The organism is Acinetobacter sp. 25-47-122 (genome assembly GCF_056779695.1).
Genome location: NZ_JBWYIJ010000012.1, coordinates 81,559 through 102,351 on the forward strand (window position 1 = coordinate 81,559; position 20,793 = coordinate 102,351).

Sequence of the window (20,793 nt, forward strand, 5' to 3'; positions counted from 1 at the left end):
ATTAAACCATGAGTTCGCATTGTCTAAATAATAGGAGGGTGTCAACGCATAGACCATGCTGAATGTCAGTGAATAAATAAAAAGAAATGCAGTCATCGGATCGATTGCATCCACCATGTTGTACATTAGGGAAATCACATGAAAACGCAAATGATCTATACGCTTTTAAGCGTCGCGATTAGTAGCAGCTTACTCGTCGGTTGTAAAAGCTCCAGCGAATCTGGGGGGAATTCAGGCGGTGGTAATGGATCACAGCCAACTCCGACCAATCCAACTGATCCTGACAATCCAACGAATAAAATTGAAAAAGAATTCGTGACTGTTTTATCAACTCGCCCCGATCTTGTGACAGATAATGATGTATTGATCGAATTAGACCCATCGATTAATTTTAATGACGCAAATATAAGCATTCATTTAAATGGACAGGACATCAAATCTCGCTTTTCCAATGCTCAGAATAGAGTGCTATTGGATGGATTACAGTTAGGGGAAAATCTACTTAAAATTGAAACACCAAACGCAATTCAAAATTTATATTTAAAAAATTTCAGTACCACAGGCCCTCTTTTATCTGGACCTCAAATTAATCCATGGACCTGTACCAACGGCTCGACTGATTTATTTTGTCGTAAACCTGTTCAATATAATTACTACTATCGGAATTTGGTCGGAACTTTACAGACCTATAATCCTGAGAAACCACCTTCGGCGGGTCTAATTTCCAAAATTAAGACCGATACAGGCGTAGAAGTGCCATTTATCATTAGAGAGGAGGTTGGCTATCAAAATCGTGATGAATATCGGTTTGCTGTATTGTTTAATCCTAATCAGCCTTGGACTGCGCTGAATCCACAACCCCAATTTAATAATAAGCTGTTAGTAACCCATGGGCAAAGTTGCGGAAATGATTATCAGTCTGCAACTGCACCTACCGTGGTTGCGACATCAACTTCTATTTTGCCAGATATTACCATCAAGGCTTTGGGCAAAGGTTATGGCGTCATGTCTACGGCGCTATCCAACAGTGGACATAACTGTAATTTGGCTGTTCAAGCTGAATCAATCATTATGGCCAAAGAACGTTTTATCGAACAATACGGCACTTTAGACTACACCATTGGACAAGGCTGCTCAGGTGGCGCGCTCGCATCTCAATGGGTAGCTAACGCTTATCCAGGTGTATACCAAGGTTTGTTAGTAACGTGCTCCTTCCCTGATGCATGGAGTACAGCGTCTCAGTTTGCTGATTATCATATTATGATCAATTATTTTAAAACAGCAGAAGGCCGCTCTTTCCTCCCTCATCAAATTAACCATATTCAAGGTCATATTTCTGAGATTAATGGTTATGTCAGTGAACTTGCGCAATTCGATGTTGCTCGACCAAATACAATTTGTAGCGGAATATCAGAAACACAACTGTACAATGCCACCTCAAATCCGAATGGGACACGCTGTTCAATTCAAGAGGCTGCTGTAAATTTGTTGGGTCTCAGAAATCCAACTGAAGTTGATCCAAATACACAACAGCTTAGACAAATTTGGAGTCCTGTCGAAAACCAGCGAAATATTGGGTTTGCTAACCTACCAATTGATAATGTCGGTGTGCAATACGGGCTTCAAACCTTATTTGATGGTGTGATCAATGCTGAAAAATTTGTTTTATTAAATGAACGCCTCGGTGGAGTTGATATTGATATTAATCCAATTCCCGAACGGTTATATGCCACGGAGCAAGGTTTAAAAAATGCTTATCGAACTGGTTTAATCAATGTTGCCAATAATTTAGATCAAGTGGCGATTATTGATTGTCGTGGTCCAGATCCAGCGATCTTCCATGATGCTTACCGAGCATTCGCGATTAGAGCACGTTTAGACAAAGCACACGGACATCATAACAATCAGCTTCTTTATGGAGGTGATACCATTATGATTGGCGATCTTAAATGTTTAGAAATCAGTTTCGATGATATGAACCAATGGTTGGATCGCGTAAAAAATGATACAAGCAATTTACCTCTGCCACAGAAACTCACTCGCAATAAAGTAAATCTTAACGACTCATGTATCACATTAGGAACGATTCGAAGATCTGGGTTCTGCAATAACCTTCGTGTACCGGTCTATAAAACACCGCGAATGGTAGCAGGTGATCAAATTAGTACCTACGCCAATAAATGTAAACTACAACCACTCACACGTCGCCTTTACCCCAATATTAACTTTACAGATGAGCAATGGACTCGATTACAAAAAGTTTTTCCAGATGGTGTTTGTGATTACACCCAAGATCCTGTTGGGTTTGGTAAAACCTATCCGTGGTTAACGTATCAAAATCAAAATGGACAGAACAATGATGTCATTTACGGTGGTAAGCAACTGGATGAAGATCCAAATCGCCCTGAGGAGCTTATAATGCCTCAACTTCCGAAGGGTTGGATCTCTAATTCATTTCAACTGTCTTAATACCTGAATTTTTCAATTCTGAAAAAAGCCGTGAACATTCACGGCTTTTTTTACTTCGTGTTTAAGGTTTAGGTTGCAATAATCCCATCATAGGATCAGTACATGTGTGCTGCCCTGTTTCAATACGTCCAGCAAATCGACGTTCATAAGCCTGCTCTCTCTGCTGTTGGGCGATCACAACATTAAAATCATACCATCCCCAAGACTCCGTTAAATCGAGATGAAGTTCAGCCTCATTCGATTGAGTTTTGACAGTCCACATTTTTTGATTGTAGTACGCATTGTCCTTGACCATCATCTCCACGGCTTCAGTACCATCATGCCGTATTTTTAAAATTATTTTAGGTTGACAAGCTTCATAGCAAATTCGAATTTCTGGCAAATGATTTCTTTCAATTTGATGGTGAAGATTTCCTTTAAATGCTCGATGATAACCGTTTGGTCCAAGTACCCAAAGATCATATTGATCATCTACTAGCTCCCAAACATCCTCAAGCTGTTTGCCTGCCTCCACCATAAAACGTCGAGGAATGGCATTTAAATCTAGTTTGTCATAGACATGGAAAACCGCACCTTGTTCTCCACCATTTGCGAAAATCAATTGTATGTTTCGGGTTGCAACCTGTACGCGCGCGCTGGTATGTAATAAATAAGGTAATGCTCGAGAATGACGTATTCCAGATTCTTGCACAGGAAATTGTTGATTTGCTGGGACTGGAACCTTGCTCAGTTGCTCTTGCGAATGACGCGTATTGTCAGCTTCTTGTTTTGTTCTTTGCCCATTGAGTGTTGGCAGAATATTAAAGTTAGGTGTCTTAAAGTCAAACGCCGACGTAAGGTCACCACAGACCGCTCTACGATAAGGGCTAATATTAGGCTCTTGCACGCCAAAACGTTGCTCAAGAAATTGAATAATTGAGGTATGATCAAATACCTGAGAGTTGACCCATCCCCCACGACTCCATGGTGAAATGATATACATAGGAACACGTACTCCTGGACCATACACACCATGCCAGAAGTTTTCATTCTTACCATTTTTAAATTTTAATTCAGGCTGTGCTGTCGAACCTGATACACGTGGGTGATTGAAATATTCATATGATATCTCTTGTTCTGATAACGTGGTTTTACCATGAACTTTAACGATATCACCTGCTTCATTGATTTCTCTTGATGGTGCAGATGGCGATGGTACATGATCAAAGAAACCATCATTTTCATCAAAATTGACCAGTAAAACCGTCTGACTCCATAACTCTGGATCTGCCGTTAAAGTGTTTAACAGTTCTTGAATGTACCACGCGCCTTGAACAGGACTTGATGGTCCCGGATGTTCACTATACGCTGCTGGTGCGACCACCCAGCTCACCTGTGGCAATTTACCCTCTAAGATATCTTGTTTAAATTGTCCTAATAAACCGCCGTCCTTAGGCATCGTATTGGCAATACCCTTATAGAGAGATTGCCGTTGATCAATACGCTCATCATATTCAGGCGACAAAATATTGGCATGGCTAACCGGCTTACCAGATAATTCATTGGCTTTACGATATTGCTTAAATCCAGCCAAAGGATTATCCGTAAAATTATCGGGCATATTTTGATAAACCTTCCAACTAATCCCAGCCTGCTGTAATCGTTCAGGATACGTGGTCCAGTCGTAACCGATCATTGATGAGCCAATACTATCAAACTCATTGACTACACTCGCGACACCTGCAGCAGTTGGCCCATTGGTCCCCGTCCAAATAAATTTACGATTAGGATTAGTTCCCGCGTGCATGGCACAATGATAGGCATCACATAAAGTAAATGCTTCCGCCAGCGCAAACTGGAACTCGAGTTCTTGTTTCTTAAAATAACCCATGGATTGAGGTTGTTTATGTTCCACCCAATTGCCCATACGCCCACAATCCCAAGCGGCTTGACCATCCTTCCATGAATGAGGTGTGCCCGAAACACGTTGAGCATTGCCCAATGAACTGTCTAGGTGATAAGGCAAAATTTTATTTTTGTTGGCATCATACTGTTCCCACACCGCTCTTTTACCACTCAATGGAATGGTGAATCGATCACCAAAACCACGTACTCCTTTGAATGTTCCAAAATAGTTATCAAAAGAACGATTTTCTTGAGTCAAAATCACCACATGTTTCACATCTTGAATAGTGCCAGTTTCCACTTTTGCATCAATTGCTAAAGCTTTTTGAATACTCAGCGGAAAACTCGCTAATGCAGATGCACCCAATAATGTCTTGGTCGAATTTAAAATAAAGTCACGACGGTTCATACAATTATCCTGTTTTTATTCTTGTTATGGTTATGGAGCACAGTGGATTTCACAGCTTGGATCTGAAGGTTGCGGTTTGGATGTTTGGTTATCATCATCTCCCCCACAAGCTGTTAACAAAATACTCGGTGTAAGGATGAGTATAAAAAAATAAGCTCGCATGTAGTTATCCTTCTCGTTTTATGCGAACTCAGTGATACGCTTTTTTCGTGACGCTGCAATGAAGCTTCAATTGCAAATCTATGAAATAAAAAAAGCACCTCTATCAAGGTGCTTTTTTACAATCAACGCATGCTATCAAATGCATTACCAGCCTAGTGCTTGTTGTTGCTTTTGAATTAACTCTTGAATGCCTTTCTCAGCCATTTCAAGCATTGCGTTACATTGCGTACGCGTGAACGGTTTATCTTCCGCAGTACCTTGAATTTCAATAAACTCACCCGCCTGAGTCATCACCACATTCAAGTCTGTTTGGCAGTTTGAATCTTCTTCATAACATAAGTCGAGTAGTACTTCGTCTTGATAGATACCAACAGAAATTGCAGCCACCAATCCTTTGAGTGGATCTTGTTTGATTTTCTTTTTCTCAAGTAATGAATTCATAGCATCAATCAAGGCTACCGCAGCACCTGTAATAGACGCAGTACGTGTACCACCATCAGCTTGAATAACATCACAGTCGATTGTAATCGTGTTTTCACCCAATTTCTTCAAATCCACCATAGCACGTAAGCTACGACCGATTAAGCGTTGAATTTCTTGAGTACGTCCACTTTGTTTACCACGAGCTGCCTCACGGTCACTGCGTGTATGGGTTGAACGTGGCAACATGCCATATTCAGCAGTCACCCAACCTTGGCCTTTTCCTTTCAAGAAGCGCGGTACTGAATTATCAACACTGGCAGTACAAAGAACTTTGGTATGACCAAATTCAACTAAAACTGAACCTTCTGCATAACGTGTATAGTTTCGAGTAATTTTAACATCACGTAACTGGTCTAATGCACGCTGGTCAATACGCATAATACGTCCTAATTTTTACTTAAAAAAAGATTGGGCACATTATAGCAGATTGATGGCATCTAACTTTGTTATAAGTCCGTGTTTTAAAATTGCAGTTTCATTTAAAAACATACATTGGTTTGAACTGAGTTGAAATAAAAAATGATCAGACTTCGTTTAACGCCCATATGTATAATGATCACTATTCTTGATAATGTGTGATTACATTTTGAACTTTTTCTTCATTCTGTATTTTGTTATTCTTTATTAAATTAGAATAATTGGATCTAGCATGACTAGCCCTATTTTTTTGCATGAACTGCCAGAAGAGCAGCTAAAAAAGCTTTCCCAAGATGATATTCAAAAGATTCACCAAGCAGAGCAACTCTACTGGAATAATAAGCCGTATACCAAAGTTTATGCTGCATTTAATGGTTCTAAAACGAAAAAAGGTGGTTTAGTAAGAGCCTCTACTGATACCTATAAGGTCAAAGGTATTTCTTTAGCTTTAGTAGGTGATGAAGCGATCTACACTGATGCTTCAACAGCAAAAATTATCTCTGGTGCTGGTAGTGCCATCACTGTTCATAATCGAGCCGCAGCACTTATTGGCTCCCTATTAGAAAATGGTGATGAAATTATCGATAGTCCAATAACCGCTCATGTCTTACGTTTGTATCATGATGCCGCTTTACCCAAAGATTTCATGATTTCGATGATTGGAGGATCAAAAAGTGTCTAAAGGCTTTGGCATACATGGTTCTACAACAAGTCATGGCGGAACAGTGTTATCCACTCAATCGCGAAGTTCTCAAATGGGAAACCTATTTCTTCGTGCGGGAGATGGTTTTGCTTGTCCAAAATGTAAAACGTGGTCAACTTTGATTAAGAGTAATGACCATGTAATTTTTGATGGTAAAGCAGTCGCTTATGTCGGTGATAAGTTCACGTGTGGTGCTACTTTGATGCCAAAACAAGTTCATGTTGTTGGGACAAGTGGAAATGGTTCTAGTAGTTCGACCATTTCTAATTTGCAAACGACTAATAACCAACTTACTAATAACTTTTTGTCTGACAAAAATAATTTCGATATTGAGTTGAGTAAAATCAGTATTAAAACAGATTTATTTATACCTTGTGGTGTTCCTTCTTATCAAGGAAAAAAATCAAATGATAAAATTGATTATGAAATCAAAATTAAGGCTGGAATTTTTGAATATCTAAAATTAGAGATAGAGATGGAACCTGGGAAATATCAGTTAATAAAAAGAATTTCAGGCCCACATCACCCAGGAAAAAAAATAAAAGTTGATTGGGACGGGTTCGTAAATGATATCTATGATAGCAAAAAATTTACTTCAAAAGATGGCATTAATTTTAGAATAAAAGGCTATGCCTTTGATAAAGAGCAATGTAGTCAGACTAAAAATGTAAAATTTAAGTATAAAGATAAAGATTGGATAGACATTTTAATTAATAAAAAAACCTTAAAGATAGCAATTACATTAAGAGTTGGTCTGTCAGATGGGGGGGAACAAGGTATTGATTCTTGGAAATATATCCCACCAAATCAGATTCTCATAGGAAAACCTCCATATCGGTCAAGGAATGTTTCCTATGAACAATTAAAAACAATGGCTTTAGATGGAATGAAATATTACTGGAGTCGAAATGGCTCTCATCCAGTTGGAAAAAGTATATTGTTAGATGGAAAAAATTATGAGGTTTTTCTAACTGCTCAAGAGTCAACAGTAAATATGATGCCTATGATGAAGTTAATATTTGCTACTAATTGGCGTCCAAGTAGAAGTGCTAATTGGGAGCTTTACAGGAGTACATTTTATAATACTGGTTATATGTTATTTAACACATCGAGAGGGGCTATATGGCAATTTTGGGATGCATCAAAAGCAAATAAACAATTTAGACTTACATTTGCACATGAAATGGGACATGAATTATTGTTAGCTTATAGCGGTCAAAAGCATTCAAAAGGGCATAAATCCACCTCTGGAATTATTAATCAAAGTCCAAAAGCAGGTACTACTTATCCAAAAAGTGGAGAAATTGATTTAATGAAATATGCAGATGAAAATGAAAATAATATAACTCTATTTCATGAACGATCTGTAGCAAGTCAAGAAGACGTAGCTGGGCTTTTATTTATTTCTGGAATTACAAAATGAAATTTTTTTTTAGTCATTTGCTTATAATATTTATATCCACTTTTTTAGTAGCTTGCACTCAAAAGACTTTATATTTAACTCCTGAAACTACAGGCTATATATATAGTATTGAAAGCAAAAAACCTATTGCCAATTATCATGGTTATATTGGATATGATACAGCTAGAGATAGTCATAATTCTATTACAACCGATAGCAAAGGTAAGTTTAAAATTTCTCCTGAAACACTAAAATATTATTTGATAAAACCAAGTTTAAAAGATTGGAATATGAGTGCTGCACATATTTATATTCAATTTCCTGGTTATAGAACGAAAATATATGATTATTCTGAAAAACTTCAGGAACAAGTTTCTAATTCTGATCCTAGTAAGTTAGAACAACTAGATGTTGGAATAATATTTTTGTCTTCTGAGTAACTTTAGATTCCTTACAATTAACGTAATACCCATTTTTTAATTTAAGTACCTTTATTTGATTCAAAAGCCCGATCCTCACCAATCGGGCTTTTTTGTTGACTCTTCACGTTCCACGCTTAAAACTTTGATCAATGCTCCATGCCTTTCATGAATTAAACTAAATAGTGGTACTCAAGCAAATATTCCTCTTAATTTTCTTATAGATTGAGAAATTTTAGCTGTCTTATCATTTGGTAAAGAACATTTAGCTAAACGAACCCAAACGCTCCAGAATTGTTTCATAAAGTTAGCTTCATTATAGTGAATGCCATATTCCTCACATAATGCTTTAATTTTTGGCGCAGCTTCTGCATAGCGATTTGCAGGCATATCAGGGAATAAATGATGCTCGATTTGATGACTCAAATTACCACTCAAAATATGCAGCCATGATGTTCCCGTAAAGTTACTTGAACCTCGAATTTGACGTAAATACCATTCTGCTCGCGTTTCATTTTCGGTATTATCCATCTCAAATGTTTCTGCATCTTCAGTAAAATGACCATTAAAAATCACTGCAGATGACCATAAACTTCTAATCACATTTGCAACTGCATTGCCTACGAAGACAGGAAGCGCATTTGGACCAGCTATAATCGGGAAAAAGACATAATCTTTTACCACCTGACGTCGTACTTTTTTTCTTAATTTTTCAGCATCTTTCCACACTTGTTTCCAAGATTTGGTTTTATAAACAAGCGCGTCTTCCAAGTGTAGGTTTTGAACACCGACATACCATTCAAAAAACACCATCAATTGAATTGCTAATGGAATATTAAACAAAAATCTTGGTTCCCACGGTTGAGATGCTGAAACACGAAGTAGACCATAACCTACATCATGATCCATACCCACAATATTGGTATAGGTGTGATGTACATAGTTATGGGTATATTTCCAGTCATCGCCTGTTGAGATGGTGTCCCAGTCATATGTCGCACCGTTTAAACTTGGATCATTCAACCAGTCAAATTGACCATGCATCACATTATGTCCAAGCTCCATATTTTCAACAATTTTGGACACGCCCAGTAATCCTGTACCCACCAACCAAACAGGTGGAATCCAACCACCAAACATCAGCAATGCACGTGAGCCAATCTCGCTATAGCGAACAAAGTTGCGAATCTTATATATATATTTGGCATCTTGTTCACCCAAATCATTCATAATACTGAGTCGAATCTGCTCAACGCGTTGTCCAAATGCTTCAATTTGCTCAGCGGTCAGATGTTTAGATTTTGATTGCCATGTTGTATTAAGTGACATATTCATTATTTTTCTCCAGTCTTATACGATACCGTTAAATTACAAATTAATCACAACAGGGCTTACTGCCTGACTAATACATAATTTAATTTGTCGATTTGGCTCATGTTCAATTTCACCTGTGAGCATATTTTTAGTAGCGCCACTGACTTTGTTACAGACACATGCATTACAAATACCCATTCGGCATCCATGAGCTGGTCTTAATCCAGCCTCTTCAGCACTCACCAATAAACTTTTTTGAGCTTCAAACGATTTCTGACTGCGGATAAACGTGACAGATTGTTTTTCAATTTCTTCATCTACACGGATTTGAAAAAACTCTTGTTTGAGCTGATTGCTGATCCCCTCTTCATGACAAATTTGATTTACAGCTTGCATCATCGAAGTTGCACCGCATGCATAAATCTGTGCTTGCCTAAAACTTGACATTAACTGCTCTAACAACGCCACTGTCAGATATTGTTTATGTTGGCGTGTATTAAAATAGTGATAATTAAAATGATCATGTTTTGAAGCGAGGTGTTGTAGTTTCACGTGGAACGCGTCATCTCGACAGAAATAAATCAAATAGATAGGTACAGATAATGTGTTTAAAGCCTTCGTAAGCAATGCATAAATGGCGGTAATGCCACTCCCCGATGCCAACAACACAATTGGCTGTTGAGTCGGCTCAAGCGTAAATTCACCTTGCGCTTGAGAAATTTCCACAACAGAACCTATCGCCAATTGGCTTAAACAATTCGACACTACTCCTTGAGCTCGGACAGCAATCACCAGATTACCTGTCGCAGAAATTTCCACAATCGAATAACTACGTTGTAGACGCACGCCTGCAACTACGACTGTGACTAAAACACTTTGCCCTGCCTCAATTTGTTGAAAATCGAAATTGTGATTTGGACATAAATGAATCTCATAGAAATCGTGACTAAGTGCCTGACGACTCACGAGCGATGCTTTGACTTTTTTCCAAGCCAAAGTGGGATGTATTTTTTCAGCGATAAAATCGACGAAATCTTCTCGAATCCATTCAGGTCGATATGACAGATAACTACTCATCTCAAACGTTCCTCTTTTGTATTTCAATTTAATTGAGTGAACAAGTGTTCTAATAGTGAACATGTGTACACTATATTGATTTTAAAATTGAGTCAACACATGTTCACTGACATTCGTCGTTTAATTTTTATATTTTTTTGATAGACTCATCTCGACTTCACTTCTCAGGTTTTAAGATGTCTATACGCGATGAACGTAAACAACAAAGTCGTCAGGCTTTACTGGATGCCGCTTTGCGCTTAAGCACATCTGGCCGTTCATTTAGCAGTATTAGTCTGCGTGAAGTTGCACGTGAGGTTGGTTTGGTGCCAACAGCCTTTTATCGACATTTTCAAGATATGGATGAATTAGGCCAAGAGTTAGTGGATCAAGTCGCGTTATATTTGAAAACCGTACTTCATCAGCTCGGTCAAGGTTTAGCCCACCCTGATGCTAAAGCCGAAACCAGCATGGAACTTTTTTTTGAAGCCATCGATTTAAATACCCAACCTTGGATTTTTATGATCGCAGAGCGCTGGGGTGGCTCTGAAGTGGTAAGACGTGCGATTGCTCGTGAAATTGAGTTTCTAAATTCTGATTTGGCCAATGACCTACAAAAATTCGAAATCGTACAAAATTTTCATCAAGCTGATGATCTAAAAATGTTGTCGAATATTTTAATTAATTTATGTTTCACATGGGCAATGTCTTGGATTAGCTTGGGCCGTCAATATTCAGGTATGGAGCTTGAATTACAAAAACTGGTACTCAAAAAACAGTCGATTACCCAAATACGATTAATCTTTAAAGGAATTTTGAATTGGAATACTACTGAGGCATAAAAAAACCCGCTCAATGCGGGTTTTCTATTATTTAGCTTTGCGCTCTTTATCCAATAGATAATCGACCACTTGTAACACGCGGCCATTATCACCTTGTACGACATATTTCCCATTTACTACAACAGCTGGCACACCCGTCAATTGATATTGTTGCGCTAATTTATTCGCTTGAGAGACTTTGGCAGTAATTGCGAAAGAATTATATAAACTATTGAATTTCGCTTCTGGGATACCATATTTCGTAAAGAATTGCGCTTGTGATTTTTGGTCAAAAATCTGCTGACCTTTGTCATGGATCGCGTGGAATAAAGGCAAATGGGTACGTTTACGAACACCAAGTGCTTCAGAAACATAGTAGCCACGTGCATTCTGTTCCCATACTTTGTTCATTGCAGCAGGTGTACGGACAAAATTCACATCTTTTGGAATTTTACGTAACCAAGATTGCATATGAGGTTCTAAAGTAAAGCAATGACCACAGCCATACCAAAAGAACTCACGTACTTCCAATTTACCAGCGACATCAACCTTTCCTGGGTTTTGCACGACCGTATAATCTTTGCCTTCAACAAAGTTCGCCATTGCACCTGTTGAAAGTGCCATCAGCACCGCAGCGGCAACACCACTAAAAACCACCTTTTTCATTAAGTTTTTATCCTCTAAATCATTCTGATTAGCATATGGTTTCACTATAAAACAAATATGAGAAAATCGTTTTGATTCTGTGAACTTTTTTACAAGATTTATCGCTTTTTTTGGAATTAGCGATACACTAAGATCTGATATAAATTCTACCCATTAAAACGAACTTTGCTAAGGTGGCTGTAATGACTCAACTGAATGTTGACCCACAAGAAATTGCTAAATTTGAAGCACTTGCTGCAGTATGGTGGGATCAACACTCTGAGTTTCGCCCTCTCCATCAAATCAATCCATTACGATTGAATTGGATTGATGAACATGCAGGTGGTCTTAGTGGCAAAAAAGTCCTAGATGTGGGATGTGGCGGCGGTATTTTGGCTGAAAGTATGGCACGCCGTGGTGCCGATGTCCTCGGTATCGATATGGGCGCAGCACCATTAAATGTCGCACGTCTGCATGCAGAACAAGAAAACGTAACCAATATCGAATATCGTCAAATTCCAGTTGAGCAATTGGCTGAAGAACAAGCTGGTCAATACGATGTCGTAACTTGTATGGAAATGTTGGAACATGTACCAGATCCAGCGTCAATCATTCAAGCATGCCAAAAACTGGTGAAACCAAACGGTCATGTATTCTTCTCCACCATTAACCGTAATCCAAAATCATATTTATTTGCGATTATCGGTGCAGAGTATGTGTTACGTCTTTTGAAAAAAGGAACTCATGACTATCATAAATTTATTAAACCTTCTGAATTAGCGCATGATATTCGTAACGCAGGTTTAAAACTTAAAGATATGACAGGCTTACATTACAACCCATTAACTAAACATTATTGGTTAGCCCCAAATGTCGATGTGAACTATATGGTTTACACGCATAATGAGGTGAATGAATGAAGGCCGTACTTTTCGACCTAGATGGGACTTTAATTGACACTGCTGCGGATTTTATTCGTATTATTCAAGCAATGTGTCGTGAAGAAGGTCGAGAGATCGTAGATGCAGCCCTGATCCGAACTCAGGTCTCCGAGGGGGCTCGGGCGATGGTGAAATTGGTTTATCCTGAATTACAGGTTGATGATCCTATTTTCCTTGCACATCGTCAGCGCTTTCTAGATATCTATGGTGCTGATATTGCTGTGGATACAGACCTTTTTGCAGGGATGTATCCTTTAATTGAGGACTTGGAACAACGCGATATTCCATGGGGAATTGTGACAAACAAACCTCGTTGGCTGAGTGAGGCACTACTTCAAGCCTTAAACATAACTGAACGTTGTGCCGTTCTCGTATGCCCAGAAGATGTTAAGCACACTAAACCTGACCCAGAACCAATGTATCTCGCTGCTCAACAAATTAATGTTCCAGCTGAACAATGCATTTATGTTGGTGATCATCCACGTGATATTGATGCAGGTCGAAGCGCAAATATGTACACGATTTTGGCTGCTTACGGATATTTACCATTAGAACACAAAGATGACTTAGATTCTTGGCAGGCAGATTGTATAGTGAATGATGTACAAGAATTACATCAACACTTAATCGAATTGATCGAATCTCACCAAAAAACAGCTTAATTAGAACAATGAAGGAGGTCGCACATGAAATATTCAGAATATCAACCTCGCCCAGATTTATTGAAAGATAAAGTAATTTTAATTACGGGTGCAGGTGATGGCATTGGACGCGCAGCAGCGTTGAGCTATGCTTTACATGGTGCGACCGTCGTTCTTCATGGTAGAACGCTGAACAAGTTAGAAGTGATCTATGACGAAATTGAAAGTTTAGGTGCTCCTCAACCTGCAATTTTGCCACTGCAACTTTCTACTGCAACAGCATATGATTACGAACGTCTTGTTGAAACGCTTGACCAACAATTTGGTCGTTTAGATGGGATTTTGCACAATGCTGGGATTTTAGGTGAGCGCGTTGAATTGGCCCACTACCCTGCTGAAGTGTGGGATGATGTAATGGCTGTAAATTTAAGAGCACCTTTTGTTCTTACTCAACATTTACTTCCATTATTAGAAAAATCTCAAAATGCCTCTGTTGTTTTTGCAAGCTCAGGTGTCGGTCGTGAAGCACGTGCGAAATGGGGCGCATACTCAGTTTCAAAAATTGCCATTGAAGCGGTCAGTCAAATTTTTGCAAAAGAAAATGTCTATCCAAATATCCGTTATAACTGCATTAATCCTGGTGCAACACGAACAGCTATGCGTGCTAAAGCATATCCTGATGAAGATCCGAAAGTATTGGCAACGCCTGAACAAATCATGCCAGCTTATTTATATTTAATGGGCGAAGACAGTATAGGGATGAATGGTCAGAGTATTGATGCTCAGGATTAGTTTTTTCAAAATTACATAATGAGGATCTTCAGATCCTCTTTTTTAAATTATAGTTCCAACAAAACCCATTAAAATTTACCTTTTGATTTTGAAAGCTTAAATAAGTAAGTCTCAACAACTTTTGAATACATCCATAAACTAAGAAATTGTCTAATGGTAGTATCACTTACCCTGCTTTAAGCGTCTTAAGTATTTACAACTCAATAAAAAACCCGACAATAATGTCGGGCTTTTATTTCATTCTGATCAGTCAAATAAACGATCGAAGAATGATTTCTTTTTAGGTGAAGATTTACTGTCCGCACCATCTAAAGATTCTTGTAACTCTTTTAAAAGTTCACGTTGACGTGCAGTTAAGTTGACTGGTGTTTCAATCACGATACGGCAAAGTAAATCACCTTGCATACTTGTGCGTACTGGTTTTACACCCTTGCCACGTAGACGGAACATTTTACCTGTTTGTGTTCCCTCAGGTACTTTCAAGTTCACACGACCATCAAGGGTTGGAATCTCAATTTCTTTACCCAATGCAGCATCAGCGATACTAATCGGCACATCCATATACAAGTCCGCGCCATCACGTTGGAAGATTTCATGTTCACGAACATTAACTTCTACGTATAGATCACCTGATTGACCATCACGAATCGCTTCACCTTTTCCAGTTAAACGAACGCGATCGCCATTATCTACGCCTGCAGGAATGGTAACTTCAAGTGTCTGTTGACGATCTTTAACACCTGAACCATGACAAGTGCCACAAGGATTTTTAATAATCTTACCTTGTCCGCGACAAGTGCTACACGTTTGCTGAACTGAGAAGAAACCTTGTTGCATACGGACCTGACCAGCCCCGTGACAAGTTTTACAGGTTTCAACATCATTCGGGTTTTTAGAACCTTTACCATCACACACTTCACATGGTGCTGGCGCAGTAAAAGTGATTGTTTTCTTTACGCCACGTACAGCTTCTTCTAAGCTGAGCTCAAGCACATAACGTAAGTCTGAACCACGTCTTTGACGCTGTTGGCGACCGCCGCCACCAAACGCGCCACCGAAAATGTCACCAAACTGACTAAAAATGTCTTCAGCGCTAAAACCGCCACCGAAACCACCGCCGCCGCCACCGAAGCCGCCTTCAAACGCATTATGTCCCATGCGGTCATACATGCTGCGTTTTTCACTATCAGACAAAACTTCATACGCTTCAGCAGCTTCTTTGAATTTTTCTTCTGCTTCAGCATTATCAGGGTTACGGTCTGGATGATATTTCATCGCCAACTTACGGTAGGCTTTTTTAATTTCATCATCACTAGCTGTTTTAGAAACCCCTAAAACCTCATAATAATCACGTTTAGCCATGTCTGGCGATGCTCCACAAAAAAATTTGATATGACTTCTCTGCGGAATATGTTGGGGTCATATTCCGAGATTACAAGTAAATTAAATCATTATTTTAAAAAGCGGCTTTTTTCTGCAGATATTTAACTAAGCCTTTAAGCCATGCATTTAGGAGAAATAGCCATGCAATTGTGGTAAAAATGACACCAATCACCGTACACCCTTTCACCCATAACACACTATCCCAATAGATAAAGCAGGCAGGAATAAACCAAAGAGCAGCAAATGCGGCCATCATCATGAATAGCACAACATTTCGTGCAATCCATAATGCTTGAGCATGGATCCAGACTTCAGCGTCTTGCGCTTGAGCCACTTTTTGCGCTAAAAAATAGGCGATTGCAGCACTGATACCAGTGAACAATGCAAGAAACATGAATACATAAGACACCGTAATTAATCGACGATGTCTTGTTAAATTGTCTCGCCCCATGGATGCTTTTTTATACCTCAACCGAGTGCACATTCAGTTTTTTTATGTACTCAGCCCACTGTGTTATTTTGTGTTAAAAACTAGGGACTACTATATTGAATTTTTCAATGCTTCGCACCTAGTATTCACATAAAACTACGCGGTTTTTGACTCTTTTTTTACTTTAAACCATGCCGCATAGAGTGCTGGCAAGAAGAACAGCGTTAATAATGTTGCGATAATGAGTCCACCCATAATTGCTACCGCCATTGGACCAAAGAAGATACTGCGTGAAAGCGGAATCATCGCCAACACAGCAGCCAATGCAGTCAAAATAATTGGACGGGCACGGCGTACTGTCGCTTCTAAAATCGCTTCCCATTGAGAATGACCCGCTTTGATATCTTGCTCGATCTGATCAATCAAGATAAGCGAATTACGCATAATCATTCCAGATAAAGCAATGGTACCTAGCATCGCCACAAACCCGAAAGGCTTATTGAATATTAACAGGAACAATACCACGCCAATTAAACCCAAAGGCGCGGTCAAGAAAACAATAAACGAACGTGAAATACTCTTGAGCTGAATCATGAGCAAGGTAAAGACCACAGCCAAAAATAACGGCATGCCAGCATTTACTGAAGTTTGCCCACGTGCAGATTCCTCCACAGTGCCTCCCACTTCTACCAGATAACCACTTGGAAGTTCGGCACGAATTTTCTCAATAGATTCAGTTAATTCACCAACCACAGTAGCTGGTTGGAGTTTAGTCCGAATATCTGCGCGTACAGTAATCGTCGGCAAACGGTTACGATGCCAAATCAGACCATCTTCAAACTTATATTGGATATTCGCAATCTGTGCCAATGGAACTGTTGTACCTTGACTCGTCGGTACAGCGAGACTTTGTAACGATGCCACATCAACACGTTCCGCTTGATCGCCACGTAAACGAATATCAATCAACTCCCGTTTCTCACGATACTGATTAATTGCAGCACCCGTAATTGAACTATTTAAGAAATTCGCCAAATCTAAGCTAGATACGCCTAACTGACGCGCTCGATCTTGATCAATTTCAAGTGAAATAATTTTACTCGGCTCACCCCAATCTAAATGAACATTGGTGGTATTTGGATTTTCACTGATTGCTTGTGACACTAATTGTGCTCGTTGGCGGACAGTATTTAAATCTTCACCAGAAACACGGTATTGAATTGGATAACCGACTGGTGGTCCATTTTCCAATAGCGATACACGTGACCGTACTTCAGGCAATAACTTGCTAATTTCTTCACTCAGATTCTTGCGAATCTCATCTCGCTCATCTAATGAGGAAGCCAAAACCACAAATTGTGCAAAACTCGCCTGAGGCAATTGTTGATCAAGCGGCAAATAGAAACGTGGAGAACCTGTACCAACATAAGCGACGTAATTATCGATCCCTTTTTGAGTCGACAAGAATTTTTCTACTTTTTTAACCGCATTTTCTGTCGCTGTTAGAGAAGCACCTTCCTCTAGTTTTAGATCCACTAAAATTTCAGCACGGTTTGATGGTGGGAAAAATTGTTGTGGAACAAGTTTGAACATCAAAATTGACAAGACAAATATTGCAAACGTCGCAGCAATGACGGTTTTACGATAAGTAATACATAACTCAACCCAAGATCTAAATTTTTGATACGTCTTGGTTTGATATGGATCGTGATGCTCACCATGGTGTTGAACGACGGGTTGTGGCTCTGGTTGTTGACGTAATCTTGCCCATAAGCGTTGATACCACGGGGCTTTCTGATTCATTTGATTAAAATCAGGCAGTAATTTGTCACCTAAATAAGGAACAAACAGTACCGCTGCAAACCATGACACCACTAAAGCAATGGTTACAACTTGGAAGATTGAGCGAGTATATTCACCTGTGCTCGACGCAGCAGTGGCAATCGGCAAGAATCCAGCTGCAGTGATCAGCGTCCCCGTTAACATTGGAAATGCGGTCGACTTCCAAGCAAAACCTGCGGCTTTTAATCTGCTATATCCTTGTTCCATTTTAATGGCCATCATTTCAACTGCAATGATGGCGTCATCAACCAAAAGTCCAAGTGCTAAAATTAACGCGCCTAAAGAAATCTTGTGCAGTCCAACATCAAAGAAATTCATGCCTGCGAACGTCATTGCCAAGACCAAGGGAATAGAGAAAGCGACCACTAATCCTGTACGGAAACCTAAAGAGAAGAAGCTGACCAATAAGACAATAATCACGGCCTCTGCGAGCACTTTGATAAATTCGTGAATACTGCGTTGCACCGCTACAGGCTGATCTGAAACTTTTTTAAGTTCCATCCCTAAAGGTAAAGTTTGTTGTAGATCATTAAAGGTCTTTTCTAGATTTTTCCCTAGCGCAATGATGTCACCACCCTTACGCATAGACACCGCAATACCAATACCATTTTTGCCCATAAAGCGCATACGTGGTTGAGCTGGCTCACTAAAGCCACGGTAAACTTCAGCCACATCGCCCAATTGAATGGTCTTATCACCAACCAGTAATGGCATGTTCTTGATATCTTCGACTGATTTCAATTGTCCGCTGACACGCACTTGAATACGATCTGAGCTTGTTTCAAAGAAACCTGCGCTCGCCATGGTATTTTGTTTTTGTAGTGCTTCTTGAATTTCAGAAACTGGAATACCCAATTGAGCGGTTTTCGTATTTGAAATTTCTATCCAAATTTTTTGATCTTGCAAGCCGACTAAATCAACTTTCCCGACATCTTGCACACGTTGTAGTTGCAGCTGTAAGCGATCGGCATATTCCTTCATCACGGCATAATCAAAATCATCACCCGTTAAGACATAAATATTCCCAAAGGTGTCACCAAATTCATCGTTAAAGAATGGACCTTGAACACCGCTAGGAAGTTGGTGTTTGATATCTCCAATTTTTTTTCTAACCTGATACCAAACATTTGGTAATTCATGGGAACGCAGCGAGTCTTTGGCAACAAAGGTCACCATTGATTCACCAGGACGAGAATAGGCTGCAATACGATCATAGAGCCCCGTACTCATTAATTCTTTTTCAATACGATCAGTCACCTGTAAAGAGACTTCTTCCGCTGTCGCACCTGGCCAATAGGTTTGAACGACCATTACTTTGAAACTAAATGGAGGGTCTTCACTTTGTGATAGTTTTGAGTAGGAATAAACACCCAATATTCCCATCAAAATCATGAAATAAAGGATCAGTCCCTTATTTTTTAACGCCCATTCTGACAAGTTAAAGTTCATATTTTCGCTCCAACTTGTCCTGCTTTCACATTTACTGCACGGTTTTGACGGTCAATCGGATTAATTTTTTGTTTATCTCGCAGTAAGTGTACACCGCCAACCACGATCCAATCAGAAGCTTTTAAACCTTGGGTCACAGGTACTGTATCACGACCATAAGCACCTATTTGAACATTCACCTTACGGATACTGTGATCTGGATTCACAACCCAAACATAAGGCTGATCTTCTGTTGCAGATACACTGGTCAAAGGAACATTAATCACATTTGAACTGGTATTTGAAAAAAATACTCGCGCACTTTGTCCAAGTTGAATTGCTGAACGCCCTTCAGTCAAAGCAACTTTGACACTAAATGTTCTAGATTGGTCGGCAGCAGGTGAAATTTCACGCACATATGCGGCGAAACGCTCCTCTGGTTTTGACCATAGCGTAACCCAAGCTTGTTGACCTGTTTTAATTTCTGATACTGCTTGTTCTGGCACACCAATCACCACTTCACGATCACCATCTATCGCCAGTTGATATGCTGCCTGCCCTGCTGCGATCACTTGACCAACTTCAATACTACGCTCAGTGATGACGCCATTTTTATTGGCAATGAGTTGGTTATATCCCGTCTGATTACTACTCACTGCATAATTTGATTGTGCTTGTTTTAAATTTGACATGGCCGATTTATATTGATTTTCTACGGCATCATATTGCGAACGACTCACCGCATTAATAGGTAATAACTGCTTAAAGCGTTTGTATTCTTCTTCGGCAATTTTGGCTGCAGATTGCGCGCTTTCTAACTGAGCTTTTGAAGCATTTAACTGCAGTTGAGCATCTTTCACATCTAATTTTGCTAAGACTTGCCCGACTTTGACTCGATCCCCTACATCAACATAGCGTTCAGTAATTTGTCCTCCAACACGGAAAGCCAATGCCGTTTGCTGTCTCGCCTGAACTTCTCCTGCATAACTTTTCAGTTCATCTTGGGAAGTATTCGGCTGGGCAACCATCACAAATGGAATTTGTTCCTCTGTGGGTTTATCCTTACTACACGCGGTGAGTATCACGCTACAAATGAGCATTAGACTGTATGTGGCAAATTTTTGAAGACTCATGTGCACTGCTCTTATGTCA

General features: G+C 39.5%; 16 protein-coding genes and 1 pseudogene. 8 read left to right on the top strand and 9 right to left on the bottom strand.

All coding sequences use genetic code 11. The annotated features are described in order from the left end of the window. The first annotated feature begins 138 nt into the window (after positions 1-138). Positions 139-2,469 (top strand): DUF6351 family protein, encoded by a 2,331-nt coding sequence (locus tag AC1M9P_RS12050; RefSeq protein WP_481587746.1) that lies wholly within the window; start codon positions 139-141, stop codon positions 2,467-2,469. Positions 2,470-2,530: 61 nt separating this feature from the next. Here AC1M9P_RS12050 and AC1M9P_RS12055 read toward each other — a convergent pair whose 3' ends face one another. Both AC1M9P_RS12055 and rph read right to left on the bottom strand, forming a co-directional pair. Continuing rightward, the gene (locus tag AC1M9P_RS12055) at positions 2,531-4,762 is read right to left on the bottom strand and encodes a phosphocholine-specific phospholipase C (protein ID WP_481587747.1); all 2,232 of its coding nucleotides are present in this window, start codon (positions 4,760-4,762) and stop codon (positions 2,531-2,533) included. Between the two features lie 306 nt (positions 4,763-5,068). Further along, positions 5,069-5,785: a ribonuclease PH gene (gene rph / locus AC1M9P_RS12060; RefSeq protein WP_035270511.1), complete on the bottom strand. Its 717-nt coding sequence runs from the start codon at positions 5,783-5,785 to the stop codon at positions 5,069-5,071. 271 nt (positions 5,786-6,056) lie between these two features. Between rph and AC1M9P_RS12065 the strand changes: the two genes are divergently transcribed. The 3 genes and pseudogenes from AC1M9P_RS12065 to AC1M9P_RS12075 all read left to right on the top strand — a co-directional run bounded on the left by AC1M9P_RS12065 (position 6,057) and on the right by AC1M9P_RS12075 (position 8,369). Next, positions 6,057-6,506, top strand: a complete 450-nt coding sequence (locus AC1M9P_RS12065) for a PAAR domain-containing protein (RefSeq protein WP_481587748.1) — start codon at positions 6,057-6,059, stop codon at positions 6,504-6,506. Next, positions 6,499-6,783, top strand: a pseudogene (locus AC1M9P_RS12070) (PAAR domain-containing protein); the annotation flags it as partial. The gene AC1M9P_RS12065 and the pseudogene AC1M9P_RS12070, both read left to right, overlap by 8 nt. A 1,163-nt stretch (positions 6,784-7,946) precedes the next feature. After that, positions 7,947-8,369, top strand: a complete 423-nt coding sequence (locus tag AC1M9P_RS12075; protein WP_180028922.1) for a hypothetical protein — start codon at positions 7,947-7,949, stop codon at positions 8,367-8,369. 171 nt (positions 8,370-8,540) lie between these two features. Here the strand turns inward: AC1M9P_RS12075 and AC1M9P_RS12080 are convergent, their stop codons facing one another. Together AC1M9P_RS12080 and AC1M9P_RS12085 are read right to left on the bottom strand one after the other, a co-directional pair. Continuing rightward, the gene (locus tag AC1M9P_RS12080) at positions 8,541-9,683 is read right to left on the bottom strand and encodes a fatty acid desaturase family protein (protein ID WP_481587749.1); all 1,143 of its coding nucleotides are present in this window, start codon (positions 9,681-9,683) and stop codon (positions 8,541-8,543) included. Positions 9,684-9,716: 33 nt separating this feature from the next. Further along, on the bottom strand, positions 9,717-10,739 hold the full coding sequence (locus tag AC1M9P_RS12085) for a flavin reductase family protein (RefSeq protein ID WP_481587750.1): 1,023 nt from the start codon (positions 10,737-10,739) through the stop codon (positions 9,717-9,719). A gap of 176 nt (positions 10,740-10,915) precedes the next feature. On the opposite strand from AC1M9P_RS12085, the gene AC1M9P_RS12090 reads away from it, so the two are divergent. Continuing rightward, positions 10,916-11,560 carry a TetR family transcriptional regulator gene (locus tag AC1M9P_RS12090; protein ID WP_180000353.1) on the top strand — a complete coding sequence of 215 codons (645 nt, stop codon included), beginning with the start codon at positions 10,916-10,918 and terminating at the stop codon, positions 11,558-11,560. A 27-nt stretch (positions 11,561-11,587) separates the two neighbouring features. On the opposite strand, the gene AC1M9P_RS12095 is transcribed toward AC1M9P_RS12090, so the two are convergent. Next, complete coding sequence (locus AC1M9P_RS12095) at positions 11,588-12,205, bottom strand: thiol:disulfide interchange protein DsbA/DsbL (RefSeq protein WP_180000355.1); 618 nt, start codon at positions 12,203-12,205, stop codon at positions 11,588-11,590. A 182-nt stretch (positions 12,206-12,387) separates the two neighbouring features. Between AC1M9P_RS12095 and ubiG the strand changes: the two genes are divergently transcribed. The 3 genes from ubiG to AC1M9P_RS12110 are packed head-to-tail and all read left to right on the top strand — an operon-like array spanning position 12,388 to position 14,558. Further along, on the top strand, positions 12,388-13,104 hold the full coding sequence (gene ubiG / locus AC1M9P_RS12100; protein WP_035268814.1) for a bifunctional 2-polyprenyl-6-hydroxyphenol methylase/3-demethylubiquinol 3-O-methyltransferase UbiG: 717 nt from the start codon (positions 12,388-12,390) through the stop codon (positions 13,102-13,104). Beyond that, positions 13,101-13,787 (top strand): HAD family hydrolase, encoded by a 687-nt coding sequence (locus AC1M9P_RS12105; RefSeq protein WP_481587751.1) that lies wholly within the window; start codon positions 13,101-13,103, stop codon positions 13,785-13,787. Before ubiG ends, AC1M9P_RS12105 begins: the two co-directional genes overlap by 4 nt. Positions 13,788-13,811: 24 nt before the next feature. Next, entirely contained in the window at positions 13,812-14,558 is a 747-nt protein-coding gene (locus tag AC1M9P_RS12110) for a YciK family oxidoreductase (protein ID WP_035268812.1), read from the top strand. Positions 14,559-14,804: 246 nt separating this feature from the next. On the opposite strand, the gene dnaJ is transcribed toward AC1M9P_RS12110, so the two are convergent. The 4 genes from dnaJ to AC1M9P_RS12130 form a co-directional block, all read right to left on the bottom strand. Next, positions 14,805-15,920: a molecular chaperone DnaJ gene (gene dnaJ, locus AC1M9P_RS12115; RefSeq protein WP_035268804.1), complete on the bottom strand. Its 1,116-nt coding sequence runs from the start codon at positions 15,918-15,920 to the stop codon at positions 14,805-14,807. 94 nt (positions 15,921-16,014) lie between these two features. Further along, positions 16,015-16,392, bottom strand: coding sequence for a hypothetical protein (locus AC1M9P_RS12120; RefSeq protein ID WP_481587767.1), 378 nt, complete (start codon positions 16,390-16,392; stop codon positions 16,015-16,017). A gap of 135 nt (positions 16,393-16,527) precedes the next feature. Further along, positions 16,528-19,662 (bottom strand): efflux RND transporter permease subunit, encoded by a 3,135-nt coding sequence (locus tag AC1M9P_RS12125; protein WP_481587752.1) that lies wholly within the window; start codon positions 19,660-19,662, stop codon positions 16,528-16,530. After that, entirely contained in the window at positions 19,659-20,774 is a 1,116-nt protein-coding gene (locus tag AC1M9P_RS12130; RefSeq protein ID WP_481587753.1) for an efflux RND transporter periplasmic adaptor subunit, read from the bottom strand. The genes AC1M9P_RS12125 and AC1M9P_RS12130 overlap by 4 nt, the downstream gene beginning before the upstream one ends. Positions 20,775-20,793: the final 19 nt, after the last annotated feature.

What these genes read in the sequence shown, in the direction of transcription:
- AC1M9P_RS12050 (WP_481587746.1), top strand. Translation starts at nt 139, where the DNA reads ATGAAAACGCAAATGATCTATACGCTTTTAAGCGTCGCGATTAGTAGC.
- AC1M9P_RS12055 (WP_481587747.1), bottom strand. Translation starts at nt 4,762, where the DNA reads ATGAACCGTCGTGACTTTATTTTAAATTCGACCAAGACATTATTGGGT.
- rph (WP_035270511.1), bottom strand. Translation starts at nt 5,785, where the DNA reads ATGCGTATTGACCAGCGTGCATTAGACCAGTTACGTGATGTTAAAATT.
- AC1M9P_RS12065 (WP_481587748.1), top strand. Translation starts at nt 6,057, where the DNA reads ATGACTAGCCCTATTTTTTTGCATGAACTGCCAGAAGAGCAGCTAAAA.
- AC1M9P_RS12075 (WP_180028922.1), top strand. Translation starts at nt 7,947, where the DNA reads ATGAAATTTTTTTTTAGTCATTTGCTTATAATATTTATATCCACTTTT.
- AC1M9P_RS12080 (WP_481587749.1), bottom strand. Translation starts at nt 9,683, where the DNA reads ATGAATATGTCACTTAATACAACATGGCAATCAAAATCTAAACATCTG.
- AC1M9P_RS12085 (WP_481587750.1), bottom strand. Translation starts at nt 10,739, where the DNA reads ATGAGTAGTTATCTGTCATATCGACCTGAATGGATTCGAGAAGATTTC.
- AC1M9P_RS12090 (WP_180000353.1), top strand. Translation starts at nt 10,916, where the DNA reads ATGTCTATACGCGATGAACGTAAACAACAAAGTCGTCAGGCTTTACTG.
- AC1M9P_RS12095 (WP_180000355.1), bottom strand. Translation starts at nt 12,205, where the DNA reads ATGAAAAAGGTGGTTTTTAGTGGTGTTGCCGCTGCGGTGCTGATGGCA.
- ubiG (WP_035268814.1), top strand. Translation starts at nt 12,388, where the DNA reads ATGACTCAACTGAATGTTGACCCACAAGAAATTGCTAAATTTGAAGCA.
- AC1M9P_RS12105 (WP_481587751.1), top strand. Translation starts at nt 13,101, where the DNA reads ATGAAGGCCGTACTTTTCGACCTAGATGGGACTTTAATTGACACTGCT.
- AC1M9P_RS12110 (WP_035268812.1), top strand. Translation starts at nt 13,812, where the DNA reads ATGAAATATTCAGAATATCAACCTCGCCCAGATTTATTGAAAGATAAA.
- dnaJ (WP_035268804.1), bottom strand. Translation starts at nt 15,920, where the DNA reads ATGGCTAAACGTGATTATTATGAGGTTTTAGGGGTTTCTAAAACAGCT.
- AC1M9P_RS12120 (WP_481587767.1), bottom strand. Translation starts at nt 16,392, where the DNA reads ATGGGGCGAGACAATTTAACAAGACATCGTCGATTAATTACGGTGTCT.
- AC1M9P_RS12125 (WP_481587752.1), bottom strand. Translation starts at nt 19,662, where the DNA reads ATGAACTTTAACTTGTCAGAATGGGCGTTAAAAAATAAGGGACTGATC.
- AC1M9P_RS12130 (WP_481587753.1), bottom strand. Translation starts at nt 20,774, where the DNA reads ATGAGTCTTCAAAAATTTGCCACATACAGTCTAATGCTCATTTGTAGC.